This window comes from Streptomyces sp. NPDC050806 (assembly GCF_055586425.1).
Genome location: NZ_JBVJIF010000003.1, coordinates 154,432 through 179,036, shown reverse-complemented (window position 1 = coordinate 179,036; position 24,605 = coordinate 154,432). Strand labels below are relative to the sequence as shown.

At 71.6% G+C, this 24,605-nt stretch carries 17 protein-coding genes; 10 read left to right on the top strand and 7 right to left on the bottom strand.

Annotation, left to right across the window (positions count from 1 at the left end; genetic code table 11):
* The first annotated feature begins 86 nt into the window (after positions 1–86).
* The 3 genes from ACZ6WH_RS10145 (at position 87) to pgfA (ending at position 3,455) form a co-directional block, all read left to right on the top strand.
* Complete coding sequence (locus ACZ6WH_RS10145; protein ID WP_469727400.1) at positions 87–1,970, top strand: lytic transglycosylase domain-containing protein; 1,884 nt, start codon at positions 87–89, stop codon at positions 1,968–1,970.
* 293 nt (positions 1,971–2,263) lie between these two features.
* A complete protein-coding gene (locus ACZ6WH_RS10140) occupies positions 2,264–2,398 on the top strand; it encodes an SPW_0924 family protein (RefSeq protein WP_432852906.1) in 135 nt (44 codons plus the stop codon).
* A 46-nt stretch (positions 2,399–2,444) separates the two neighbouring features.
* Positions 2,445–3,455: a cell envelope lipid trafficking protein PgfA gene (gene pgfA / locus ACZ6WH_RS10135; RefSeq protein WP_469727399.1), complete on the top strand. Its 1,011-nt coding sequence runs from the start codon at positions 2,445–2,447 to the stop codon at positions 3,453–3,455.
* A gap of 168 nt (positions 3,456–3,623) precedes the next feature.
* Here the strand turns inward: pgfA and ACZ6WH_RS10130 are convergent, their stop codons facing one another.
* From ACZ6WH_RS10130 to ACZ6WH_RS10115, 4 genes are all read right to left on the bottom strand, one after another.
* Positions 3,624–6,359, bottom strand: a complete 2,736-nt coding sequence (locus ACZ6WH_RS10130; RefSeq protein WP_469727397.1) for an ATP-dependent RNA helicase — start codon at positions 6,357–6,359, stop codon at positions 3,624–3,626.
* Between the two features lie 143 nt (positions 6,360–6,502).
* Complete coding sequence (locus ACZ6WH_RS10125; RefSeq protein WP_469727395.1) at positions 6,503–7,468, bottom strand: SCO2278 family lipoprotein; 966 nt, start codon at positions 7,466–7,468, stop codon at positions 6,503–6,505.
* Between the two features lie 237 nt (positions 7,469–7,705).
* Complete coding sequence (locus ACZ6WH_RS10120) at positions 7,706–8,050, bottom strand: SH3 domain-containing protein (protein ID WP_469727393.1); 345 nt, start codon at positions 8,048–8,050, stop codon at positions 7,706–7,708.
* Positions 8,051–8,422: 372 nt separating this feature from the next.
* Positions 8,423–9,283, bottom strand: a complete 861-nt coding sequence (locus tag ACZ6WH_RS10115; RefSeq protein WP_432864234.1) for a class I SAM-dependent methyltransferase — start codon at positions 9,281–9,283, stop codon at positions 8,423–8,425.
* Between the two features lie 490 nt (positions 9,284–9,773).
* On the opposite strand from ACZ6WH_RS10115, the gene rpsA reads away from it, so the two are divergent.
* Entirely contained in the window at positions 9,774–11,288 is a 1,515-nt protein-coding gene (rpsA, locus tag ACZ6WH_RS10110; protein WP_361560379.1) for a 30S ribosomal protein S1, read from the top strand.
* A 204-nt stretch (positions 11,289–11,492) separates the two neighbouring features.
* Here rpsA and ACZ6WH_RS10105 read toward each other — a convergent pair whose 3' ends face one another.
* Entirely contained in the window at positions 11,493–12,611 is a 1,119-nt protein-coding gene (locus tag ACZ6WH_RS10105; RefSeq protein ID WP_469727391.1) for a right-handed parallel beta-helix repeat-containing protein, read from the bottom strand.
* A 571-nt stretch (positions 12,612–13,182) separates the two neighbouring features.
* Between ACZ6WH_RS10105 and ACZ6WH_RS10100 the strand changes: the two genes are divergently transcribed.
* The 4 genes from ACZ6WH_RS10100 (at position 13,183) to ACZ6WH_RS10085 (ending at position 16,019) form a co-directional block, all read left to right on the top strand.
* The gene (locus ACZ6WH_RS10100; protein ID WP_399707914.1) at positions 13,183–14,136 is read left to right on the top strand and encodes a PAC2 family protein; all 954 of its coding nucleotides are present in this window, start codon (positions 13,183–13,185) and stop codon (positions 14,134–14,136) included.
* Between the two features lie 142 nt (positions 14,137–14,278).
* The gene (gene coaE, locus ACZ6WH_RS10095; protein ID WP_469727389.1) at positions 14,279–14,869 is read left to right on the top strand and encodes a dephospho-CoA kinase; all 591 of its coding nucleotides are present in this window, start codon (positions 14,279–14,281) and stop codon (positions 14,867–14,869) included.
* Positions 14,870–14,891: 22 nt separating this feature from the next.
* Positions 14,892–15,263, top strand: a complete 372-nt coding sequence (locus ACZ6WH_RS10090) for a cupin domain-containing protein (RefSeq protein WP_469727387.1) — start codon at positions 14,892–14,894, stop codon at positions 15,261–15,263.
* Between the two features lie 372 nt (positions 15,264–15,635).
* On the top strand, positions 15,636–16,019 hold the full coding sequence (locus ACZ6WH_RS10085) for a tetratricopeptide repeat protein (RefSeq protein WP_361560364.1): 384 nt from the start codon (positions 15,636–15,638) through the stop codon (positions 16,017–16,019).
* Positions 16,020–16,221: 202 nt separating this feature from the next.
* On the opposite strand, the gene ACZ6WH_RS10080 is transcribed toward ACZ6WH_RS10085, so the two are convergent.
* Both ACZ6WH_RS10080 and ACZ6WH_RS10075 read right to left on the bottom strand, forming a co-directional pair.
* On the bottom strand, positions 16,222–16,599 hold the full coding sequence (locus tag ACZ6WH_RS10080; RefSeq protein WP_469727385.1) for a DUF6343 family protein: 378 nt from the start codon (positions 16,597–16,599) through the stop codon (positions 16,222–16,224).
* 312 nt (positions 16,600–16,911) lie between these two features.
* Positions 16,912–18,564 (bottom strand): UvrD-helicase domain-containing protein, encoded by a 1,653-nt coding sequence (locus ACZ6WH_RS10075; protein WP_469727383.1) that lies wholly within the window; start codon positions 18,562–18,564, stop codon positions 16,912–16,914.
* A gap of 343 nt (positions 18,565–18,907) precedes the next feature.
* Between ACZ6WH_RS10075 and ACZ6WH_RS10070 the strand changes: the two genes are divergently transcribed.
* Positions 18,908–21,937 (top strand): DEAD/DEAH box helicase, encoded by a 3,030-nt coding sequence (locus tag ACZ6WH_RS10070; RefSeq protein WP_469727381.1) that lies wholly within the window; start codon positions 18,908–18,910, stop codon positions 21,935–21,937.
* A 1,364-nt stretch (positions 21,938–23,301) separates the two neighbouring features.
* A complete protein-coding gene (locus ACZ6WH_RS10065; protein WP_469727380.1) occupies positions 23,302–24,579 on the top strand; it encodes an SWIM zinc finger family protein in 1,278 nt (425 codons plus the stop codon).
* Positions 24,580–24,605: the final 26 nt, after the last annotated feature.

Genomic DNA, 24,605 nt, shown 5'->3' with positions numbered 1-24,605 from the left:
GTCGTAGTGTCGCGTGCGTTGGAGCGCCGAGAGCGCAACGCCGTGCACCCAGCACGGTGGTTCGACGCGGAGGGGGAGTAGGGCGTATGGCAGCCAAGTTCGGCCGACGGCTCCGCAGGGGAGCGGCCTCCGGTGTGGTCGCGGCGCTGGCCGTTGCCGCGCTCACGGCCTCGCAGGCGCCGGACGCCGCCAAGGCGGTGGGCAGTTCCCGGGACGTTCCCCGGGGCGACACCCCCATCGACGGTGACTCTTCGTACTACACCGACCTCCCGCCGCTCGCCGGTCCACGGCCCGGCAAGGAGAAGGGCGGGGACGGGCCCATAGCCACCGGCCCCATGGAGTCCGGCATACCGGCGACCGTGCTCGCCGCGTACAAGAAGGCCGAAGCCTCCCTCGCGCAGAGCAACCCCGGCTGCAAACTGCCCTGGCAGTTGCTCGCCGCGATCGGCAAGGTCGAGTCCGGGCAGGCCCGCGGCGGCGCGGTCGACGCGAACGGCACGACGCTGAAGCCCATCCTCGGCCCCCAGCTCAACGGCAACGGCTTCGCCCGGATCACCGACACCGACGGCGGCCGCTTCGACAGCGACACCACGCACGACCGCGCGGTCGGCCCGATGCAGTTCATCCCGTCCACCTGGGCGAGGTGGGGCACGGACGCCAACGGCGACGGCGCGAGCGACCCCAACAACATCTACGACGCCGCCCTGTCGGCCGGCCGTTACCTCTGCGCCGCCGGCCGCGACCTGTCGGTGCAGGCAGACATGAACCGCGCGATCCTCGGCTACAACCACAGCGAGGAATACCTGCGCACGGTGCTGTCCTGGTACGAGTACTACCGCAAGGGCACGCACGAGGTGCCCGACGGCGCCGGCGTCCTGCCGACCGGCCCGCGCACGAACGACTCCGGTGCGGGCACCGGGAATTCCGGCAGCCGAGCCGGCAAGGGGAACACCGGCGGCAAGCAGAGCGGCGAGAAGGAACGGGAGAGCTCGGAGAAGGACACCGCCCCCGGGAAGAACTCCGGGTCCGACAAGGACTCCGACGCGGACAACGGCTCCGGGGGCGGCAAGGAGTCCGGCTCCGACAAGGGCACCGGCGGCTCGGGGACCGGCGGCGACACCACGAAGCCCGACCCGACCCCCGCGCCCGACGGCGACGGCGACTCCCAGCCGGGATCCGAGTCCGGCAGCGGCTCCGACGAGGACGGCTCGACCCCCGGCACGACACCGGGCAGCGGCAACGAGACGCCCACGAAGCCCCCGGCGCCCACCGAGCCCGCACCCCTCGCCTCCCTCGAACGCGTCGGGGACAAGGAGCGGACCGCCACCGCCGGTGAGACGTTCGCCGACCCGCTGCAGGTCCGCGCGGAGAACACCGCGGACCGCACCGTCTCCGGCGTCCGCGTCCAGTACGAGATACGCGGCGACGGCGACACCCGCTTCAAGGGCGGTGCCGCCAAGGCCACCGTCACCACCGACAAGGACGGCATCGCCACCGCCCCCACCCTGATCGCGGGCGGGAAGGCCGGGACCTGGACCATCCGCGCCACGGCGGTCGGCCGCGCCGTGCCGGCCACCGACTTCACCGCCACCGTGAGGGCCAAGCCGCAGGCCGACGCCCTGGCCCGCACCTCCGACGAGAAGCTGCAGGCCGAGTCGGGCGCCTCCTACGCCGACGCCGTCGAGGTGAAGGCGACCTACCACGGCAAGGCCGCGGCGGGCGTGGCGGTCACCGCGACGATGATCGCCGGGGACGCCGCCGACCCCGCCAAGGCGGAGCAGAGCACCGAAGGTCCGTACTTCAAGGACGCCAAGGACGCGCCGCTGCGCACCCTCACCGGCCTGAAGACCGACGCCGATGGCCTGCTGAAGCTGCCGCAGATCTTCACCGACAGCCACCCCGGCACGTACAAGCTGCGGCTCACCACGGCCGGCGGCGCCGTGCTCCTGGTGGACCTCAAGGTCGGCTGACCTCCGGTACCGGTACGCGGTGGGCCGCCCCCGGTGCCGGTACGCAAAGGGGCTGACACCTGTACCGGTACGCGGCGGAGGGGCGTGACGCGCGGGCGTCGCGCCCCTTTCGTACGCGCTCCGCATCCCGACTTCGTACGCGCCCCGCATCCCGGCTTCGTATGCGGTCTCGCATCCCGTGCCGGCGCAACGTGTTCTCATCTGCGCCGCCCGTTGCTACGGTGCCCCAGCCTCGCCTACTGACGGTTCGTCAGTTCTGGTGGGGAGGTCCGCAGTCGAACGGGAGGCCGAGCATGCGTGCCCTGACAGCAGCCGCGATCGGGCTGGCCGCCGCCCTCGCCCTGGTCTTCGCCATCACCGCCGTCGGCGCCCCCGACGGGCACACGTCCCCCGAACCGCTGCTGACCACCGTCCCCGAGCACCCCTGAGGCACCGCCGACCACCACACCGACGCACCCGAGGGAGGCCGCCGTCATGCGCCGCAAGGCCAGCCTCGTCCTGCTCGCCTTCGCCGTCTTCTGCACGGCCCTGTCCCCACTGATGCGGTGGTACGCCTTCCCCCGGCTCGCCAAGATCCCACCGAGCCAGTACCAGTCGATGGTCCTGGAGGCGAGCCCCGCCACCCTCGTCGACTACGGCACGATGAAGGCCAAGAAAGTCCCCAAGGTCAGCATCGTCCAGACGCTGAAGGGCAACGTGGAAGCCGCCGACAAGGTCGAACGCACCGCCGGCCGCGACGTCGTCGTCTGGGACGCGCTGTCCTACGTCGCCGGGCCCGACGGCAAGATGGTCTCCGAGATCCCCGAGCGCTACATCTTCGACGCGCACAGCCAGGAACCCGTGCACGCCGCGGGCGAGTCGGTCGACGGCGAACCGGTCCGCCGCGACGGCATCGAGTACAAGTGGCCCTTCCTCACCGAGAAGCGCGACTACACCTACTTCGACGCCCAGACCCGCACCTCCGCGCCCATCCACTACAAGGGCACCCGCCGCTTCCACGGCCTGGACGTCTACTACTTCGAGCAGACCATCCCCTGGACCAAGGTCCCGCTCCCCAAGAAGATGCCGGTCAAGGGCGTCACCCCGGAAGCCGTCGAGAAGATGGGCACCACCCGCTGGTACACCACCAAGCGGATGTTCTGGGTCGACCCGGTCACCGGCGCGCCCGTCAACGGCGAGGAGATCCACAAGGAGGAGCTGCGCGGTGGCGACCTGCTGCCCGGCGGCGGCAAGGTCACTGCCTTCGCCGGACACGTGAAGATGCGCGCCGACTACCTGGACGCCACGGTCGCCCTGGTCTCCTCCCAGCGGACCCTCGTCCTGCTGCTCACCACGTACCTGCCCTGGGGCCTCCTCGGCGCGGGCGCCGTAATGCTGACCCTGGGCCTGTACCTGGAAGCGCGCGGACGGCGCCCGCGCGCGGGGCGGGAGACGGCCGCGCCGGGCGGGCCGGCGGCGGCGCACGGGGCGATGACGGGTACGTGAGCTCTCCTGGGGCGCCCGGAGCGCGCGTTTTAGCCGGCCCAGCTGTAGGGCCCAGTTGTACGGCGGTGCCGGCACCCACGGTCGCGGAGCGGCCAGTGCGGAGCGGCCAGTGCGGTCTCGGCAGCTCAGGTGTCCATGGCTTCCGGAGTGTCCGGCGCGGGCGCGGCGTCAACCCCGTCGCATGCGGGCCGTCGTATGACGTGTCGGCTCGGCCGTCGCAGGGTCCTCGGGCCAGGGGTGCTTCGGGTACCGGCCGCGCAGCTCCGCCCGTACGGCGCGGTAACCGTCCTGCCAGAAGGACGCCAGGTCGGCGGTGACTGCGGCGGGCCGACCGGCCGGCGACAGCAGATGAACCAGCACCGGAACCCGGCCTCCCGCCACCCGCGGCGACTGCCGCAGCCCGAACATCTCCTGCAACTTCACCGCCAGCACCGGCTGATCACCGCCGTAGTCCACCCGGATGCGCGAGCCGCTGGGAACCTCGATGCGCTCCGGAGCCAGCTCGTCGAAGCGCGCCGAATCGCCGCTCGCCCACGGCAGCAACCGCGACAGCGCCTGTCCCGCGTCGATCCGCGCCAGATCCGCCCGCCGCCGCGCCCGGCTCAGCTCCGGCTCCAGCCACTCGTCCCGGCGCGCCAGCAGCGCGTCGTCCGCGACGTCCGCCCACGGCTCCCCCAGCTCTCCGTACAGGAACGCCATGCGCTCCCGGAGCGATCGCGCGCCGTCCGACCAGCGCAGCAGCCCGAGCCCTTCCCTGCGCAGACCCTCTACCAGCGCCTCTCGCACGAGCGCCGGATCCGCGTCCCGCAGCGGCCGGGACACCAACTCGATCGCGCCGAGCCGTGCCACACTTCGCGCGACCACGTCGCCGTCCGCCCAGCCGACCTCCTCGGCCTCTGCGTACAGGGCCCCTGCCGCTGCCCGCGCCGTCCCCTCGTCGACCACGGCCGCGAGCCGCACCCGGGCCGATGCCGCCGTCACCGGCCGGTCCGCCACGGCCACCGCCAGCCACTCGGCACTCCGCAGCCGCGACCCGTCGCCGACCTCGGCACCCGTCCCCGACGCCATCACGTACGCACCCGCACCGCGCTTACGGGCCACCCGCTCGGGGAAAGCCAGCGCCGCCACGATCCCCGCCACCACGTCGTCACTCTCGCCGGACGACGACGTGGCCGCCGCAGGGGACGACGGCCCGCGGCCACCGGGGGAGGGCACGGCGCCTACGCGGGAGGATGCGCCGGGGTCATGCCTCACAGCGCCGGTCGCTGCCGCAGTAACCGCTGTACTTGCCCCCGACGCGTCGGGCGTCCACGAGGTCCTGGACGTTTCCGAGGCGTCGGGCGTCCCCGAGGTGCCGGACGTCTCCGAGGTGCCGGGCGTCTCCGAAGCGCCGGACAGGGCGGAGGCCAGCCGCCGGGACTCCTGCCGCCACCGGCCGGCGTACGCGTCGCGCCCGCGGCGGGCCGTGCGCCAGGCGTCGGCGAGATCGTCGCCGTACTCGCGCGGTGGCTCCTCGCTGAGCAGTGCCACGACCTCCGCCGCCCGCCGCGTGCCCACCTGTGCCGCACCGTCCAGCAGGGCGCGCGCCAGCCGCGGGTGCAGACCGAGCCGGGCCATCCGTACGCCCCGCTCCGTCGCGCGGCCGGCCGCGTCCACCGCACCCACCGCCGTCAGCACGTCCCGCGCCGCCGCCATCGCCCCGCCCGGCGGGGCATCCGGCAGTGCCAGGCCCGACGCGTCCGGATCGCCCCAGCACGCGGCCTGCAGCGCGAACGCCGTCAGGTCCGCGACCTTGATCTCCGGGGACGGGAACCGCGGCAGCCGCCCGTTCTCCCCCTCCGACCAGCAGCGATAGACCGCACCGGGTGCCTCACGCCCCGCGCGGCCGGCCCGCTGCCGCGCCGCCGCCTGCGATGCCCGTACCGTCGTCAGCGCGCTCAGCCCCCGCGCATGATCCATCCGCGGCTCGCGCGCCAGGCCGCAGTCGACCACCACCCGTACTCCGGGAACCGTCAGGCTCGACTCCGCCACCGACGTCGCCAGCACCACCCGCCGCCGGTCACCCGCTCCGGCCAGCACCGCGTCCTGCACCGCCGCCGGTGCCCGGCCGTGCACCTGCAGCACCTCGACCCCGGCGGCCGCCAGATCGGCCAGCTGCCCGGCCACCCGGGCGATCTCCCCCACGCCCGGCAGAAAACACAGCACGTCCCCCTCCCGCTCACGCAGCGCACGCCGCACCACCGAGGCGACATGTGTCAGCAGCGCCGGATCCACCCGCATCCCGTGCGCCGGACGCACCGGCCGCTCCGGGGGCGCCCACACCGTCTCCACCGGATGCGACACCCCCTGGGCCGCCACCACCGGCGCGTCCCCCAGCAGCCGCGACCAGCCCTCAGCGTCCGTCGTCGCCGAGGCCGCCACCAGCCGCAGCTCCGGCCGCAGTGCCTCCCGTACGTCCAGCAGGAACGCGGCCGCCGTATCCGCGTCCAGATGCCGCTCGTGGCACTCATCCAGTACAACGATGTCCACGCCGGGGAGTTCCTGATCATGCTGGAGCCGCTGGAGCAGCACGCCTGTCGTCACCACCTCCACGACAGTGCGCGCCCCCACAGCGCGCTCCCCGCGCACGGTGAACCCCACCCGCTCGCCCACGCGCTCCCCGAGCAGCCACGCCATCCGCCGGGCCGCCGCACGCGCCGCGATCCGCCGCGGTTCCGCGACCAGCACCTTGCGTACGGGCGAGCCGCTCTCCGTCAGGTCCGCCAGCGCCAGCGGCACGAGAGTCGTCTTGCCGGTGCCCGGAGGCGCACACAGAACGGCGGTCCCGGCACCCTCCAGAGCCTCACGGAGCGTGGGCAGCGCGGACCGTACGGGCAGAGCATCGAGTTCATCACGGCGGATCACCCGACCAGTGTCTCGCGGGGCAGCGGGCCGCCTCAGGGGGCCGGCGCCGCTGCCGCTCTTCATGGGGCCCTCGGGCCGGTGGCGGGGACACCCCCGGGCCGGTGGCGCGGAGCCGCGGTCGTCCCGGCTCGCTGCGGAGACCGCTACTCGGCCTTGGCGGCCGTCTGCTTGGGCAGCCGCTGCAGGAAGGCCACCTGGCCGCCGTTCTTCTTGGCAGGCACCTTCACCATCTGCTCGGAGACGGAGGTGAAGGTCATTTTGTTGGTCTGCTTCTTCGGCCCGTCCAGGACCGCCTGGATCTCAGGAGTGATGTTGAACGAGTGGCCGGCGGGCAGCGTCTTGCGCTGGAAGGAGCGCGTCGCGAAGAAGGCCAGCGCGCCGCCGTCCTTCGTGCGCAGCGCCATCGCCGGGAACTTGTACGCCTGGTCGATGGTCTCGGTGCGCTGCCCCACCTGCTTGGCGGCGGCCGTGCGCTGCTGCCGCAGACGGTCGGTGTGCGGCCCGGGGGCGAAGATGTCGCCGTTGCCGGTCTTGAGGTACTTGGCGTAGGCGTTGCCGAGCTTGCCGGGGTCGATGGCCAGCCCGGCGGAACCCTTGCCGGCCGGTACGGCCTTGGCGTAGCCGTCCTTGTCGGTGGCGAACTGCGGCAGTCCGCCTGCCGGCGACGGCAGGAGGTAGGCGGCCTTCCACTTCTCCTGCGGGCCGTTGCGGGTGAAGGCCAAGAGCCAGCGTCCGGACTTGTTGCTGAGCGCGTCGGCGAGGAAGAACTTCGGCCATCCCGCCATCTTGGGGATGACGATCTTCGTGTCGCTCAGCTTCAGCGGCTGGAAGCCCCGGCCGTGCTGGCGGTCGATCTTGATGGAGGCCTCGTCGATGTCCTGCAGTGCGCCCGTTTCGTAGTTGGTCGTCACTGCTGGGTCGTGGGCCGCGTTGGCCTCGTTGTACCCGGCGACGAACTGCTTCACGGCTTTATCGGCGTCGGCTTTGGCGGACACTGCCGGGATCACGGCCAGTTCGCCGTGGACGGTCATGCATCCGCTCAGCGTCAGCAGCGCCGCGGTCGCGGTCATCATCGCGACGGGCGCCCGGAACGGCGACCTGCGTGTCATGGGGCCGGGGCTCCTTCTGGGCGACCGGGCGGCGTCCGTGGCCGCCGGGGTGGCTCGATTCGGCGTAACCCTACCGGGCAGTGGCGCGAAGGGATCCGCCCAGGGGCCGCTGATGATCGGCGGAGGACGGCGGAGGACGGCGGACAAGGCGATCGGGCGTCGCCCCGGTCGGTGTCCGGGGCCCCCGAGGGGCCGACGACATGGTCGCCGGCCCCTCGGGGGCGCATCCACGCCGCGTTACTTGAGCAGGCCGATCTTCTTGCCGTAGGCCCAGCCCTTGGCGCCCTTGTGGGCGCCGGACTGCACCTTGCCGTAGATCCAGCTAGTGGAGCCCTTGGTGTACTCGCAGTAGTAGTAGAACTTCGTCCCCTTGGACAACGTGCCCTTCGAGGAGTACTTGGTGCTGGGTCCGGTGCGCAGAGCGGCCTTCTGCAGCACGTCGAACTGGACGTTGGAGTAGTCCCAGTTGCACTTCGAGCTGCCGACGGCGCCGGCCGCCGGGGCCGTGGCGACCGCGCCACCGGCCAGGACCGCGGTCGCGGCGAGAGTGATCATCCCTCGCCCGAGCAGAGACTGTCGCAAGACGTTCCCCCATTTTTCCGAGCGCGGCGCGGCGGATGTCCCGCACCGCGCATCGCGCTGTTGTTGCTGGTCAGTTGAGCAGCTGAGCTTAACCCGGCCGGTCCCGTGCACCTCGGCCGCCTCAACAGTCCCATCCGCCCCACACCCGCCGGAAGACCGGAAGGGAGGCAGTCGCAACTCGCGTACGCAAGTGGCCAATTCGGCGCCGCGCCCGGAGCGTCCTCATGTACGCCGAAGCCCCTCCCACGAGGCCGTGCGGCCCGCGCGGCCTCGTGGGAGGGCAGTGACTGCTCACGGGGCCATCGGTTCACCGGTGGGTCATCGGTGAACCGGTGGGGGGCATCGACTCACCGGTTCACCGGGGCGACCGGTTCACGGGTCCCGTCGGCATACGAAGATCGCGGTGCCCGGGATCAGGCCGCCTCGCAAGGGGGACCAGCCGCCCCACTCCTGGGTGTTCCAGGCGGGCCACTCCGGCTCGACCAGGTCCTCCAGGCGGAAGCCGGCCGCCACGACGTCGCGTACGCGGTCACCGAGGGTGCGGTGGTGCTCCACGTACACGGCCTCGCCCCGCTCGTCCTGCTCCACGTAGGGCACGCGGTCGAAGTAGGAGGCCGCGACCGACAGACCCTCGGGGCCGGGCTCGTCCGGGAAGGCCCAGCGGATGGGGTGCGTCACCGAGAAGACCCAGCGGCCGCCCGGCCGCAGTACCCGGTGCACCTCGCGGAAGACCCGTACCGGATCGGCGACGAAGGGCACCGCCCCGTAGGCCGAGCACGCGAGATCGAAACTGCCGTCCGCGAACGGCAGCACCCCGGCGTCCGCCTCCACCAGCGCCACCTCCGGGGCCGCGGAACCCTGCGCCTGAATGTCGGCACCGATCCGGAGGGCGTGCTGCAACTGCCGGTGCGAGAGATCCAGCGCCACCGGATGCGCGCCCTGCGCCGCCAGCCAGCGCGCGCACTGTGCCGCACCCGCACCGATCTCCAGGACCCGCAGGCCCTTGAGCTCGGCCGCCGGCCCCAGCAGCCCGGCCTCCGCCTCGTCCAGCCCCTCGGGACCCCACACGAAGCGGTCGTCACCCAGAAAGCCGCCGTGCTCGATCTGGTACTCGTCGGCGTTGCGGTCCCACCAGCCACGGCTGGCCCGGCTGCTCTCCGCGTCCCCGGCGCTCCGCCGTACGGCCACGGAGTCGTCGTCCCCGGCGGCCCCGGTGCCGGCATCGGCCCCCATGGGGTGGGTGTCGTCGGCCCCCATGAGACGGGTGTCGGGGGAGTCGTCGTAGTGGTTCATCGAGCCCGTCGCGTATCCTTCGCCGAAGCTTGTAGTTTTCTGAGGTTCGTGGGGCCGCTGAGCCTGGCTGGTCACAGCCCCGCGATGGACTTGGTCAGGCCCCTGTGGCCTGCAACGGCAAGGCTGTGCGGCTCTCTCGTACCCGACATGTGCCGGTTATGAGGCGATCCGCCCGCGGTGTGCGCCTTCGCGCATTGACCGTGTCCGGCTGCCCCCGTATGCTACAAGTTGCGCTGCGGGCCTGCGCACCTCAGACGGAGCAGGTCGCGCTCGCATCTGTTGCATGTCCCCTCGGTTTCGAGGCGCTGACCGGATTCTCCGGAGTTCCGGAGGGCGCGCCTCATTGCTGTCCGACTTCTGCAGAAGCGATAAAGGCTCTCGGCGTAGCAGTACCTACGACTTCAATGTCCGTACCGGAGCCCTTTCCCACATGACGAGCAGCACCGAGACCACCGCCACCACCCCGCAGGTAGCGGTCAACGACATCGGTAACGAGGAAGCCTTCCTCGCCGCGATCGACGAGACGATCAAGTACTTCAACGACGGCGACATCGTCGACGGCGTCATCGTGAAGGTCGACCGGGACGAGGTCCTGCTCGACATCGGTTACAAGACCGAAGGCGTCATCCCCAGCCGCGAGCTCTCCATCAAGCACGACGTCGACCCGAACGAGGTCGTCGCCGTCGGTGACGAGATCGAGGCCCTGGTTCTCCAGAAGGAGGACAAGGAAGGCCGCCTGATCCTCTCGAAGAAGCGCGCCCAGTACGAGCGTGCCTGGGGCACCATCGAGAAGATCAAGGAAGAGGACGGGATCGTCACCGGTACCGTCATCGAGGTCGTCAAGGGTGGTCTCATCCTCGACATCGGCCTCCGTGGCTTCCTCCCCGCCTCCCTGGTCGAGATGCGCCGCGTCCGCGACCTGCAGCCCTACGTGGGCAAGGAGCTCGAGGCCAAGATCATCGAGCTGGACAAGAACCGCAACAACGTGGTCCTGTCCCGCCGTGCCTGGCTGGAGCAGACCCAGAGCGAGGTCCGTCAGACCTTCCTCACCACCCTCCAGAAGGGTCAGGTGCGCTCCGGCGTCGTCTCCTCCATCGTCAACTTCGGTGCCTTCGTGGACCTGGGTGGCGTCGACGGTCTGGTCCACGTTTCCGAGCTGTCCTGGAAGCACATCGACCACCCGTCCGAGGTCGTCGAGGTCGGCCAGGAGGTCACGGTCGAGGTCCTGGACGTCGACATGGACCGCGAGCGCGTGTCCCTGTCGCTCAAGGCGACCCAGGAAGACCCGTGGCAGCAGTTCGCCCGGACCCACCAGATCGGTCAGGTCGTCCCGGGTAAGGTCACCAAGCTCGTTCCGTTCGGTGCGTTCGTCCGCGTCGACGAGGGCATCGAGGGCCTGGTCCACATCTCCGAGCTGGCCGAGCGCCACGTGGAGATCCCGGAGCAGGTCGTCCAGGTCAACGACGAGATCTTCGTCAAGGTCATCGACATCGACCTCGAGCGCCGCCGCATCAGCCTCTCGCTGAAGCAGGCCAACGAGTCCTTCGGTGCCGACCCGACGGCGGTCGAGTTCGACCCGACCCTGTACGGCATGGCCGCGTCCTACGACGACCAGGGCAACTACATCTACCCCGAGGGCTTCGACCCGGAGACCAACGACTGGCTGGAGGGCTACGAGGCCCAGCGCGAGGCCTGGGAGAACCAGTACGCCGAGGCCCAGCAGCGCTTCGAGCAGCACCAGGCGCAGGTCATCAAGTCCCGCGAGGCCGACGAGCAGGCTGCGGCCGAGGGCGCTGCGGCGCCGGCGGCCGGTGGCCAGGGTGGCGGCGGCGGCAACGTCTCCGGCGGCTCGTACTCCTCGGAGTCGGCGGACAACTCCGGCGCCCTCGCGTCGGACGAGGCGCTGGCCGCGCTCCGCGAGAAGCTGGCCGGCGGCCAGAGCTGAGCAAGCGCTCACCGCGCTAGCGCCAGTCGCTAGCCGATAGCGATGGAGGCCCGTCCCCTTCGGGGGGCGGGCCTCCATGCTGTTGTGCCTCTCAGCTCAGCGGGTCGGCTCAGTAGATCAGCTGGGTCGGCTGGGTCAGCTGGGTCAGCTCAGGGGGCAGCAGCTCGGCTCACGGGTTCAGCGGGGGGGGGGGGGCTCAGCAGCTCAGCTCACGGACTCAGCGGTGGGGGCCCAGCTCACGGGTACGCCCGGGTTGGCGATGCCGCGGCCGCCTGTCACCGTGTTGTCGCCGGTGATCGTGACCGGGCAGTCCGCCGCGTCGTAGTTGGTGATGTTGAACCCGTAGCGGCCGGAGCCCGAGGCATCGCTGAGGTCGGATTTGTTGCCGCGGAAGACCGTTCCGCAGCCCCAGCCCGACTGCTGCGTGTGTGTTTCGTAGCCGTTGTTGGTCGTGTGCGTACCGGTGTTGTTCTCGACCAGGACGTCGTTGCCCTTCACGTCGACCCAGGAGTCGTCGTAGTGGGTTCCGGTGAGCCCGCTCCCGTCGAACGTGTTGCCGATGATCTTCGCGCCCGTGGTCCCTTCCTTGATGTCGATGTTCTCGCCGCCGACATCCGGGCCGATGGTGTTACCGCGTATCTCGACGTTGTCGCTGTTGTCTCCGAGATCCCCCGCGCCGCCCACGTAGACGCCCTCGCCCATGCCGCGGCCGTCTCTGCCGGTGTCGTAGATCCGGGAATCCTTGATCACGCCGTCCTTGCTGGAGTGGCGGAAGTGGACGCCCTCCATGTCGAGCCCGTGCACGGTGACGGAGTCGATGACGACGCCCCGGGCGGCGTCCGCCATGATCCCCTTCTGCCCGCCGGTGATCGTGAGGCCCTTCACCGTCCAGTACGAGGCGCCGTTCAGGTGCAGCCCGTAGCCGCCGCTCGCGGTCAGTACGGCCTTGGAAGAGCCGGTCAGGGTGATGCGGGAAGAGGCGCTGCCGGCGACGGAGGTCTTGAAGTTGCCGCGGTACGTACCGTCCGCGAGCTGAATCATGTCGCCGGGGCGCGCCGCGCTCATCGCGTCCTTGAGCTGGGCGGCCGTGGAGACGTCGATGACGCCGCGGGTGCCCGCGGGGGGCTGCGCGGCGTCTGTGGCGTTGGAGGCGTTGGTGTTCGTGGCACTGGTGTTTGTGGCGCTGATCTTCGTGGCGTTGGTGTTCGTGGCATCCGCCGTGGCGGAGACGGCGAAGAGGGTGCCTGCCGCTACCAGGGCGGCGACCGGCACGAGCAGCAGCGGCCGGGCGTGGAGTGCCAGGAGAGGTCGGGGGGTGCGCATCCTGGGGCCTTCCTTTGCGTGGGGGAGGGAAGACGGGGAGACGGGGTGGTGCGTGTGTGCGTGCGGGGCGTGAGGGTGCGGTAGGTGGGTGGTGCGTGCGTGAGGTGTCGGCGAGTGCGTCCCGTCACGTCCTCATATGTGAACTGTGAGTTGTTACGTGAACACTCTGGGCTTCCGTGAAAGTAGAGGTGGATGGGGCGGTCGTCAATCCCTTGGGCGGGGCGGCTTTCGCGCCCACGGGCTGAGTGGTTGCTGGGTCCGCTCGCGGGGCGAGTGCTTGCTTGAATCGCTCGCGGGGGCGGTGGACCGGCTCGCCGAGCAGGCGGATCGGTTCGCCAGGCCGGAGGAACGCTTCGCCAGGCCGGCGGACCGCTTCGCTGCGCCGGTAAGGCGGGTTCCGTAAGCGCCGGACGGGGCAGGGGCGTTCGCGGGAGCGGTTCCAAACAGCGGGCGGTCCGCAGGGCCTTTGACGTCATTGACGTCCGCACGCGTGGGTGACAGCCCGCGGAGCGGGAATGCATGTGCCCCGCACCGCGTTGTTCCGGGCGGACATCGAGGAGGAGCGGTCACTGTGTTGGATCCCCAGGGTTTGTACGAATGGGAGCCGAGCGGGCTCGCGGCGGTCGACGCGATCGCCTCCCGCGACTCCGCCGGGCTGGTGCTGCTGTACCACCTGGACGGCTACATCGACGCCGGCGAGACCGGCGACCAGATCGTCGAGTCCCTCCTGGAGGGGCTGCCGAACGAGGTCGTCGCCCGCTTCGACCACGACCGTCTCGTGGACTACCGAGCCCGTCGCCCGATGCTCACCTTCGACCACGGCCGCTGGAGCTCGTACGAGACGCCCAGCATCGAACTGCGCCTGGTCCACGACGCCACCGGCGCCCCCTTCCTGCTGCTCTCCGGGCCCGAGCCGGACGTGGAGTGGGAACGCTTCACGGCCGCGGTACGCGAGATGGTCGAGCGGCTGAACGTACGCCTCTCGGTCAGCTTCCACGGCATCCCGATGGGCGTCCCGCACACCCGCCCCGTCGGCATCACCCCGCACGGCAACCGCACCGACCTGACCCCGGGCCACCGCGATCTCTTCGAGCAGGCTCAGGTCCCCGGCAGCGTCGAGGCGCTGATCGAGTACCGGCTCGCGGAAGCCGGCCACGACGTACTGGGCGTCGCCGCCCACGTACCGCACTACGTCGCGCGCTCCGCCTACCCGGACGCCGCGCTGACCGCACTGGAAGCAGTCACCGCCGCGACCGGCCTGGTCCTGCCCAGTGCCGCGCACGCGCTGCGCACCGAAGCGCTGCGCACGCAGGAAGAGATCGAACGGCAGATCTCGGAGGGCGATGAGGAACTGGTTGCGCTGGTCAGCGGCCTTGAGCACCAGTACGACGCGGTGGCCGGAGCCGAGAGCCGCGGCAACCTCGTGGCCGAGCCTGCCGAACTGCCCTCGGCCGAGGAGATCGGCCGCGAGCTGGAACGCTTCCTGGCCGACCGCGAGCGCGACCTGGGGGAGGGAAGCGCCTGAGCCGGTGCTGCGCGGGGGAGCGGGGGATGGGAGCGGGGGATGGCCTTGGGCGGGAGACCGGCCGGGAGTCTCGTCTGACCCTGCCTTGAGGGCATTGGCCCGGCGCTGCGCTGGAGCCGGACCTCCGTATAGCGTGGGGCGCATGGTCAAGGTGGGGCTCACAGGCGGCATCGGCGCGGGCAAGAGCGAGGTGTCGCGGCTGCTCGCGTCGTACGGCGCGGTGATCGTGGACGCGGACAAGATCGCACGAGAGGTCGTCGAGCCGGGTACGCCCGGCCTCGCCGCCGTCGTCGAAGCATTCGGTACGGACGTACTGACCCCGGACGGCACCCTGGACCGGCCCAAACTGGGTGCCCTCGTCTTCGCCGACCCCGACAGGCTCAAGGCGCTCAACGCCATCGTGCACCCCCTCGTCGGCGCCCGATCCGCCGAACTGGAGGCCGCGGCCGGTGCGGACGCGGTGGTCGTCCATGACGTGCCCCTGCTGACCGAGAACGGCCTCGCCCCCCTCTACGACGTGATCGTCGTGGTCGACGCCGCCCCCGGGACGCAACTGCGGCGCCTGGTGGAGCTGCGCGGCATGACCGAGGACGAGGCAAAGGCGCGCATGAACGCGCAGGCCGACCGGAAGCAGCGCCTCGCGATCGCGGACCACGTCATCGACAACGACGGCCCGCTGGAAGCCCTCGAACCGCAGGTGCGCGAGGTCTGGGAGCGGCTGCGGTCCCGCTGAGGCCGGGCGGTAGCCTCGCGCCATGACAGCTACCGATCTTGGCCCCGCGTCGTTCGTCGTCAACATACCCGGCGTCCCGGACGCCGAACTGGAACCCGAGCCGCTGGACCCGGAACAGATCGTCTCCGGCGATCCCGTCGTCACCGGCAAGGTGTACTGGGAGTCCCCGGACGGCAAGCAGCTCCGCGGCATCTGGCAGATCACGCCGGGCGTCGTGACGGACGTGGAGGCCAACGAACTGTTCGTCGTCGTGTCCGGCCGCGCCACCATCGAGGTCGAGGGCGGCTCGACCCTTGAGGTCGGTCCCGGCGACGCGTGCTTCCTGCGCGAGGGCGACCGGACGCGGTGGACGGTCCACGAGACGCTTCGGAAGGCTTACCACATCAGTTTGTAGGGGCGGGGAGTTGTGGGTCTGTGGGTCCTCGGGTGGCCCCGTGGGCCCCTGTGATCCTGGGGCCCGGGCTGGGGGCTGGGGTTGGGGTTGGGGCGGCTGAGGCCGGGCCTGTGGGTGCGAGTGGGCTTGCGAGGGTGGGCGGGGTCGGGGCGGGGAATGTGGTGGCGGGCGGCTTTGTTGGGGCTTACGTAACGACCGGGCGGTCGGCGTTCCGGGCTGCGCGCGGTCGGCGAGTCGCTGAACGTGGCGGCCACCGGTACGGCGCGGGTGCCCATGTCCGTATGTGTGACAAGCGAGTGCCCGTATCCGGGACAAGGCGAGTGCCCGTACGTACGAGGTGAATTGCCTGTACGTGTCGGAGAGGAGACGGCCGTGACCGAGCGCACCCCCGAGACGCATGTCATCGACTTCCGCGCGGCTGAACAACTGCTGGCCGCGCGCGACCCGCGGGGTGCCGTTCAGCTTCTGGACCCGGTCATCGCCGCCCACCCGGAGAACACCGCCGCCCGGCTGCTGCGCGCCCGGGCCTTCTTCCTGGCGGCGCAACTGCGCCCTGCCGAGCTGGAGTTTCAGGTCGTCCTCGAACGCGAGCCGGACAACGCCTTCGCGCACTTCGCCCTCGGCCGCACCCTCCAGCGCGCCAACCGCCCGGACGAGGCGCTGCGCCACTTCCGCCTGGCCGCCGCGCTGGACCCCCGCCCGGACTTCATCGAAGCAGCACGATTCCCGCTACCGCCGGATGACTTGGGGGAGTGAGCGGGGGACTGGAACTGGGGCTGGGGCTGGGGGGGGCGAGGGATTGGGGGAGCGAGCGGGGGACTGGGGGTGTGAAGGCGGGGTGGGGGTGGGGTGAGGTCGGGGGCGGGGGCCTCTGGCCTCCTTTTGCTCCGCTGCTCCGAGGGGGCCCCGCCCCCCCGCCCCCACCCCGCCTCCCCCTCCGCCCCTATATGTCATCTGCTCAGCGGCCACCAGCATCGCTGTTGTGGTTGCCGTCGCCGTTGCTGCTGCCACCGCCGTCGTCCCGGCCTCCGGCAACCCCACGGGCATGGTCGCCGCCACCAGGGCCGTACCCGGTGTTGCGGCCCCTGTCCGGTTCGTACGGAGGGATGTTCTTGCCGGGCTGGTAGTGCGGCCCTTGGCGTATGTGCCGGCACACGATCACAAGGTCCGTAGCGGCCAGCGCCGCCAGCACCGCACAGGCCGCGGCCCACCCGGAGCGCCCGGCGATCAGGAAGACGGCCACTCCGGCGGCCGCCCAGACCAGCCCCCACAGCGCGAGCGTCCGACGCGTCTTCAGCACGCTCCGCGCTTCGACAGGCTCACTCCCCGTGCGCATCTCTCCTCACCACTCACCCCGCCTCGTCGCCGTTCACCCATCTCGGCTCACCGCAGCTTCCGGTCGGCCGGCTCTCTCCCTTCTTGGCGTGCTCCAGCCCGCTGAACTAGGGATTTACCAAGTCCTGGCGGTTCCGCTCTCCTCAACCTTCTTGTCAAGGATCCTCCGGTTGGGGCCATCCGTCACGTCTCTGGTTCGGCCTGTGGATAACTCGTGAGAGGGCCCGGAATGGAGGGGATAGCTACTGTCCGTGCTCGCGCCTTCGAGCCTTCGAGCACCCGAGCGTCCGGGCGCCCGAGACACGTTCAGACGTCATGATCCCGACGCCAGCGCCCCGACGTCACCCGTTCCGATGTCTCCCGCCGGGTGGCTGTTGATCCAGGACAGTCCGCCGAGGTCGAGGCGTTCCCGGGCCCGGGTGACCGCCACGTACGCCAACCGCGCCTCAGCGAGATCGACCGGGCCGGGCAAAGGCTCGCCGTTCTCGTCGGTGTCTTCCAGCTCTTCCGGCTCTGTGAAGTCGGCGGCGATGCGCACGCTCGGCCACTCCCGCCCCTTCGCGCGGTGGGCAGTCGACACCGTGGTTTCGGCCGTCTCCTCGCTCGACAGGCAGCGCAGGGCTCGGAGGACGCTGTCGGCGCTGTGCTCATCGAGGAGTTCGACCAGTGGCAGCAGGTCTCGGCCGGTCGGGTCGGAGGTGGCATACTCCCGCAGCTCCTCCCAGGACGGGAACAACATCAGTTCCGGGTGGGCTGTCCGTCTGCCGAGCTGGAGATCATGTGCGGCTCGGGCCAGTGCTGTCAGTGCTTCGCCACCGCCTGTCAGTGCGACTCTGCGTCCATCCGACAGCAGCTTCATGACCTCTGCCATCGCGCCGGCGTTGGACCGGCAGAGCACCGCATCAGGGCGGGGCGCGGGGGCCAGCTCGGTGTCGAGCAGTCGTGATCCGATGAGCCGGACGGGGGCGTCGACGACGGCCAGCCAGCGGTTCGCTTCCGCTGCCAGCGCGGGCCCGAACCGGAAGGATCGGGAGAGCGTGAGCTGTCTGCCGCGGAACCCGGTCATCACATCACGTGCGCCTCGCCAGCCGTAGATGGCCTGGGCGGAGTCGCCGACGAGGACGAGCTGAGCGTGCGAGCGCTGGGCGTTGAAGACCTGCTCGACCACGGGGTTGGTGTCCTGGGCTTCGTCCAGGAGTAAGAAATCCGTCTCGATGACCGGTGCGCTCAGCGCCCACATCTTGAGGTAGTGATCGTGCTCGAAGCGGACGGCCCCTCGGTCGGGATCTTGCAGATCGGCCCATGCCTTGCGGGCGTACGGGAGGACGATCTGCGCCAACTGGTCGTGCAGTGCGTCCGACTCGGCACCACGGAGTTGTGGCACGTGAGCGGCGGTGAGTGCCGGGGCGGCAGAGCGGCAGTAGCCGGCGACGGTGCCCAGGACCGTGTACGAGAGGGCCTTGCTGGTCAGTGTTCGTGTGCCGAGGCGGAGCCGGAAGCCTGGTTCGATGCCCAGAGCGGCGCCGGTCCGCCAGCCTGCCTGGCGTGGTGCGCTCATCCGCCGCTGGAACCGATGGCCGACGGCGGCGTACGCCAAGGAATGCGCCGTACTGCACGTGACGTGAGCGGGGAAGCGCCGGGCCGCGTCCTGCGCGATGGCTTTGTTGAAGGCCAGGTATCGGCCGGGGCGGCGAGTGCTGCGGGCGAGCATGGCCAGCGTGGTCGTCTTGCCCGTGCCCGCTCCGGCCTGGATCGCAAGATGGTCGCCCGCGTGGAAGGCGTCGGCGGCGGCCAGCTGCTCGCCGGTGGGGGAGTGGGGAGTGGCTTCTCCCGGGCGGTGGCCGGGCTGTGCGTCGGGCGGCCGGCTCCGATTGCGTGGGGTGCGGGTCGGGGGTGAGGTTCCGGGCACAGGGGAGGGGGTCAGGGTGCGGGGCGCGGTGGTGAGTGCGCGGGGCCGGTCGGACATGTGTCTGCTCCCGGGTGATCGGTTGGGACGGTCATCGGCGGCGAGCAGGCTTCGGCCGGGGCGCTGAAGGCTGCTCGCCGCACTCCGAAAACTACGGAGAGTTATCGACGGGGGAACGTTAGCGGATCGCGGTGGGCTGTGGGAGAAAATTTCTTGACCAGCTCTTATGCCTGTGGATAACCCGTCGGCGGGGAGATTGTCGGGCATTGTCAGTGCTATCTGCTTCCATGAATTTCACGCTGGGTCGCGGCATCGCCGCCGCGGTCGCCCGGCGGAGGCAAGGGGGGATCAAATGGAGGCGACCGTAGACTCACGAGTCGGAGCACGACACGAACGGAACGGCATGGCAAGACGGTGGGAGACGAGCGCGCGGGACGGGGCCGGGGAGCCCCGGTCGACCAACGCCGCGTCGTCCGCGTCGGCCGTGGCGTCGCCGGGCGCGGTTCGGTACGCCGCTGTGTTCCTGCCCGACGAGCCGCCGCGGGCCGGGAAGATCGCTTTCTGGAGTCCGGACGGTCTGCCGCTGCCCGAGTCCGTCGAAGCGGCGGAAGTGACGGAGCTGAAGGCCGTGCGGCGGCACGGCAACTCCGTCCGTAGCCGTACGGTCCCCGCGCTGCGGCTGACCGTCGCCGACGCCCTGCCGCTGCTCGTCCGGGCACGTCACGACCCGGCCGCGCATCCCGCTTCCGCCTGCTGGGGCGCTGCGGCCCTGCAGGCGCTGCATCTCGCGGCGCGCGGTCGGATGCTCCCGGGGCTCACCTCCGGTGATGTGGACGCCTGGCGAGCCGGCCCGCTGGACGCCGAGGACGCCGCGCAGGTGCGGGCGATCGCCGCAGCCATGCCTGTGGAGGCGTACGCCGTCCCCGTGCCGGACAGCAGGCCCCTCCAACTGCATGCACCGAACGCACTGGTCCGTGCCTTCATCGATGCCGTCGTCGACGCCCTGCCGCGCACGCCGGCAGCGGCGGACGTGGCAGGTGCCCCGTTCGCCGCCTCGGAGCCGCAGCGGCTGCCCGGAGCGCGGGACTGGGCCGCGGAGGTCGCGGCGGGTGTGGACAGCGGGGTACGGATCTCCCTGCGCCTGGATCTGGCAGCGCACGAACTGTTCGACATGTCGGCGGAGGCAGAAACACCGGAGATGCCGCCGACGCCGTCAACGTCGCAGGCACCACCGACGCCGTCAACGACGCAGGCACCACCGACGTCGCAGACGCGGCAGGCGCAGGAGACATCGGAAGCGGAGACAGCGGCGCGGGAAACGGCGGAGACAAGTGGCAGGGCCGGGGCCGCCGCTGCTGTGCTGCAGGTCAGCCACCTCACTGATCCGACGCTGGTTGCCGACGCCCGGCAGCTGTGGAAAGGGGAGGCGCCCGACGGATTCGGGCCGCGCGCGCAGGTGGACACGCTGCTCGCCCTGCGCAGGGCGGCTCGCGTCTGGCCCCCGCTCGGCCGGCTGCTCGACCGTGACGTGCCCGATGTGCTGTCGCTCGACGAAGAAGAGCTGTACGAACTGCTGGGGGACGCCGCGCCGCGCCTGAAGGCCGCGGGGGTCGCCGTCCACTGGCCGAAGGAGCTGGCCCGGGGGCTGACCGCGAACGCTGTTCTCCGGCCGGCGCCGGGGTCGGCGGCCGACGGGTTCGGATTCTTCGACGCCGAGCGCCTGCTGAGCTTCGAATGGCAGCTGGCCCTCGGCGGAGTCCCCTTGAGCGACGCGGAGATGAACGTGCTCGCCGAGGCGCACCGCCCCCTCGTACGGCTGCGCGACCAGTGGGTGCTGGTGGATCCCGCACTCGTACGCAAGGCGCGTAAGCGCGAGCTGGGGTACCTCGATCCGACCGAAGCGCTCGCCGTGACGCTCGCCGGCGAGACCGACGTCGACGGGGAACGCGTCGAGGTCGTACCGCTCGGAGCTCTCGCCGGCCTGCGCACGCGCCTCACCACCGACGTCGCGCCCCTGGAGAAGCCCGCCGGGCTCCAGGCCACCCTCCGGGACTACCAGCTCCGCGGCCTGGCGTGGCTGGACCGCATGACCGCCCTCGGGCTCGGCGGCTGTCTCGCCGACGACATGGGGCTGGGCAAGACCGTCACCACCATCGCCCTGCACCTTCACCGCGACCACCCCGACCCGACCCTCGTGGTCTGCCCGGCCTCGCTGCTCGGGAACTGGCAGCGGGAGATCGAACGGTTCGCGCCCGGCGTGCCCGTACGGCGTTTCCACGGCACGGGCCGCAGCCTGGCAGACCTCCAGAAGGGCGGCTTCGTCCTCACCACGTACGGCACGATGCGCAGCAGCGCGAAGAGGCTGGCCGAGTGTTCCTGGGGGCTGGTCGTCGCCGACGAGGCGCAGCACGTGAAGAACCCGCAGTCGTCCACGGCCAAGGCACTGCGCACGATCAAGGCGCCCGCACGAGTGGCCCTCACGGGCACCCCCGTGGAGAACAACCTCTCCGAGCTGTGGGCGCTGCTCGACTGGACCACCCCGGGACTGCTCGGGCCGCTCAAGTCCTTCCGGGCGCTGCATGCCCGCGACATCGAAGGCGGTGAGGTGCCGGGTGCCGCGGAACGCCTCGCCCGGCTCGTCCGGCCCTTCATCCTCCGGCGGAAGAAATCCGACCCGGGCATCGCACCCGAACTGCCGCCGAAGACGGAGACCGACCACCCGGTGCCACTCGGCCGCGAGCAGGTGGCGCTGTACGAAGCGGCGGTCCGCGAGACGCTCGCGCGCATCGAGGCGGCCGACGGCATGGCGCGGCGCGGGCTGGTGATGAGGCTGCTCACCGTGCTCAAGCAGATCTGCAACCATCCTGCGCAGTACCTGAAGGAGACGGCGCCGGGTCTCACCACGCGCTCCGGAAAGCTCGAACTGCTCGACGAACTGCTGGACACCATCCTCGCGGAGGACGGTTCGGTGCTGATCTTCACGCAGTACGTGGAGATGGCGCGCCTCCTCGAAGAGCACCTCGGTGCCCGTGGCGTCCCCACGCAGCTGCTGCACGGCGGAACGCCGGTCGTCCAGCGGGAGGTGATGGTCGACCGCTTCCAGGCCGGGGAGGTGCCGGTCTTCCTGCTGTCGTTGAAGGCGGCGGGTACGGGCCTGAACCTCACCCGGGCCGGCCATGTGATCCATTACGACCGCTGGTGGAACCCGGCCGTGGAGGAGCAGGCGACGGACCGCGCCTACCGGATCGGGCAGACGCAGCCCGTCCAGGTACACCGGCTGGTCACGGAGGGCACGGTGGAGGACCGGATCGCCGAACTGCTCACCGCGAAGCGTTCCTTGGCCGAGGCCGTGCTCACCGGAGGCGAGGCGGCACTGACCGAACTCACCGACGCGGAGCTCGCCGACCTCGTCACGCTGAGGAGGACGGCATGAGCGGTCACGACCACGACGAGCACGGACAGGGCGACGTGCACGGACAGGGTGACGCGCAGGGGCAGTACGACGCGCACGAGGAGGAGCCTGCGTCGGCGGCCATGGGCGAGGGACTGGAGAAGGTCCGACGGGAACTGGAGCGCGGACGGGCCATGGCGCGGGCCCGTGAGGCCGCGGCGGAGGCTGTCCGTGCCCGGGAGGCCGAGGGGCGGCCGGGGCCGGACGAAGACCCTGCCCCCGAACCGGACGGCGCCGCGCGCGAAGAGGACGGCACCGGCCGTGGTGCGGGCGAGCCGCCCGCGGGGGACGACCGTACGCAGCAGACCGATGCGGCCGGTGCGGCGAAGGTGGCTGACGCGGCCGGGGGGAGCGGCAGTGGGCGGGCGTCCGGAGCCGGGCGGCGGAGCGAGGCTGCCGAGCGCGCGCGACGGGCGGTGCGGCGTACGGGGGAGGGGCCGCGGAGCGCCGCCCGCGAGGCAGCGGAAGCGGTTCCGAAGGCTGAGGGCGAAACGGGCGCCGGGCTGTTGTCGGCTGGAACCAGCGGCGAAGCGGGCACGGGCCGGAGCCGCGCAGCGGAGGAAGCCCGGCAAGCGTTGAAGCGGGCAGCCCCCGAAGCGAGGTGCGCCCGGGAAGAAGCCTCCCGGCCGCCGGCCCGGGAGCCGCAGCAGGACGCGGAGGCCGCCGAGAACGGCGCGGAGCAGACGGCCGTGCGCCGGAGCGCAGCCGCGGAACGAGCCCGCCAAGCGGTGACCCGCCCTGGGCGGACCAGGAAACGTACCGATGAGGGCCGCGGCCGTGAGGCTCGTGACGACGAGGGCCGAGGCCATGAGGGCTGGGGGCGCGAGACGAGCTCCGGAGCGGATCCCGCCGGTGAGGGGTCTCCCGGGGACAGGCACCCCGGCACCGAAGAGCAGGAACGGCAGTCCTTCGGTACGGGGGTCACCCGCAGTACGAAGGGAAGCCACCCCGCCGCGGCGAACGCGAAAGAGCACCCCTCCGAGTCGCATGCCGAGGAGAGCCGTTCCGAGGAAGTCGAGGAAGTCGAGGAAGTCCGCCACCACCGTCCGGCCGCCCATTGGCCAGCTTCTGGACCGGCACCTGCCGACGCGGCCGACGAGCGGCGACAGGCACGACGACAGCAGGCCCAGGCCCAGGCCCAGACCCAGGCCCAGGCACTGGCCTCGAAGTCCACGCGGCGGGCGTCACAACCGGCTCCGAGGCCCGCGCAACAGGGCCTCGGGCACGTAGGGGACGCCCTGGGAGGCGCAGGCGCAGGCGAAGGCGAACGAGGCGCTGCGCGCGCCGCGGAGGAGGAAGCCGCGGCGGCGGGTCGGGTTGCCGGGCGGGCCCGGGTGTTTCCCGCGGTGGCGGTCGGCGGTGCGGACGGGGAGGAGTTCGCCGAGACCTGGTGGGGCCGGGCGTGGCTCGACGCGCTGGAGAGCACGGCGCTCGACACGGCGCGGCTCGGAAGGGGACGGGACTACGCGAGCGGCGGGCACGTGGGCCGGATCACCGTGGCCCCCGGGCGCATCTCCGCGCCCGTGACGGGCAGCCGGCCCTACCCCTACCGGGCCGAACTCCGCTTGCGGCCCTTCCCGGACGCCGCGTGGGAAGCCTTCCTCGACGGCGTTGCCGCCCGGCCCGCTCACCTCGCGGCGCTGCTGGGCAGAACACTGCCGCGCGCGCTGGCCGAGCGCGGGGACGAGGCGGGCGTACGGTTGCTGCCGGGCCCGGGAGACCTCGTACCCCGCTGTTCGTGCCCCGACCGCGGGCATCCCTGCAAGCACGCCGCGGCGCTGTGCTTCCAGGCCGCGCGCTTGCTGGACGCCGACCCGTTCGTGCTGCTCCTCATGCGCGGACGCGGCGAGCGTGAGCTGCTCGACGAGTTGTCGCGACGCAACGCCACGCACAGCGCCGACACCGAACGAGCGGCCCGCGCGACGCTTCCCGCGGTCCCGGCTCGCGCCGCGCTGCACGCACGGGAACTTCCGCCGCTGCCGCCCCCGTTGTCCGTACCGGAGCACACCGGCCGGCCTCCGGTGCTGCCGACGGCTGACGACCCCGCCATCGATCCGGCCGCCGTCGAACTGCTGGCCGCCGACGCCGCCGCCCGGGCCCGCGCCTGCCTTGCCGCCGCGCAGGCTGCCGTCGCCACCTCGAGGCAGACCGGTTCCACCTCGCGGGAGGACGGACCCACGCCGTTCCCCGCCCGTACGCTGTGGGAGGACGCGATCCGGCTGGTCGCCGGGGCGCATCCCACTTCCGGGCTGACCGCCAGCACCCGGGAGATCTACCGCGGTGTAGCCGAGGCCACCGGACGGCCGGTGAACGATGTCGCGCGGGCCGTGGCCGCCTGGCGGCAGGGCGGCCCCGAAGGCCTCGACCTCCTGGAGTCGACATGGGAACCGCCGGCCGGTGACTTCGACCGCGCCCGCAGCGCCCTGACGGCAGCGGACCTCCCCACGCTGCGGCCCCGGCACAACCACCTCACGGACGCCGACCGCGGCATACAGCTCCGCTTCGGCCGCGACGGCCGCTGGTACCCGTACGAATCCGACCCCGGGACGGAGGACTGGTGGCCCACCGGGCGCGCAGACGCCGACCCCGTGGGCGCCCTCACCCCGCTGCTCGCGACGGAATAGGGTTTTTCGGGTCACCGTTCACCGCC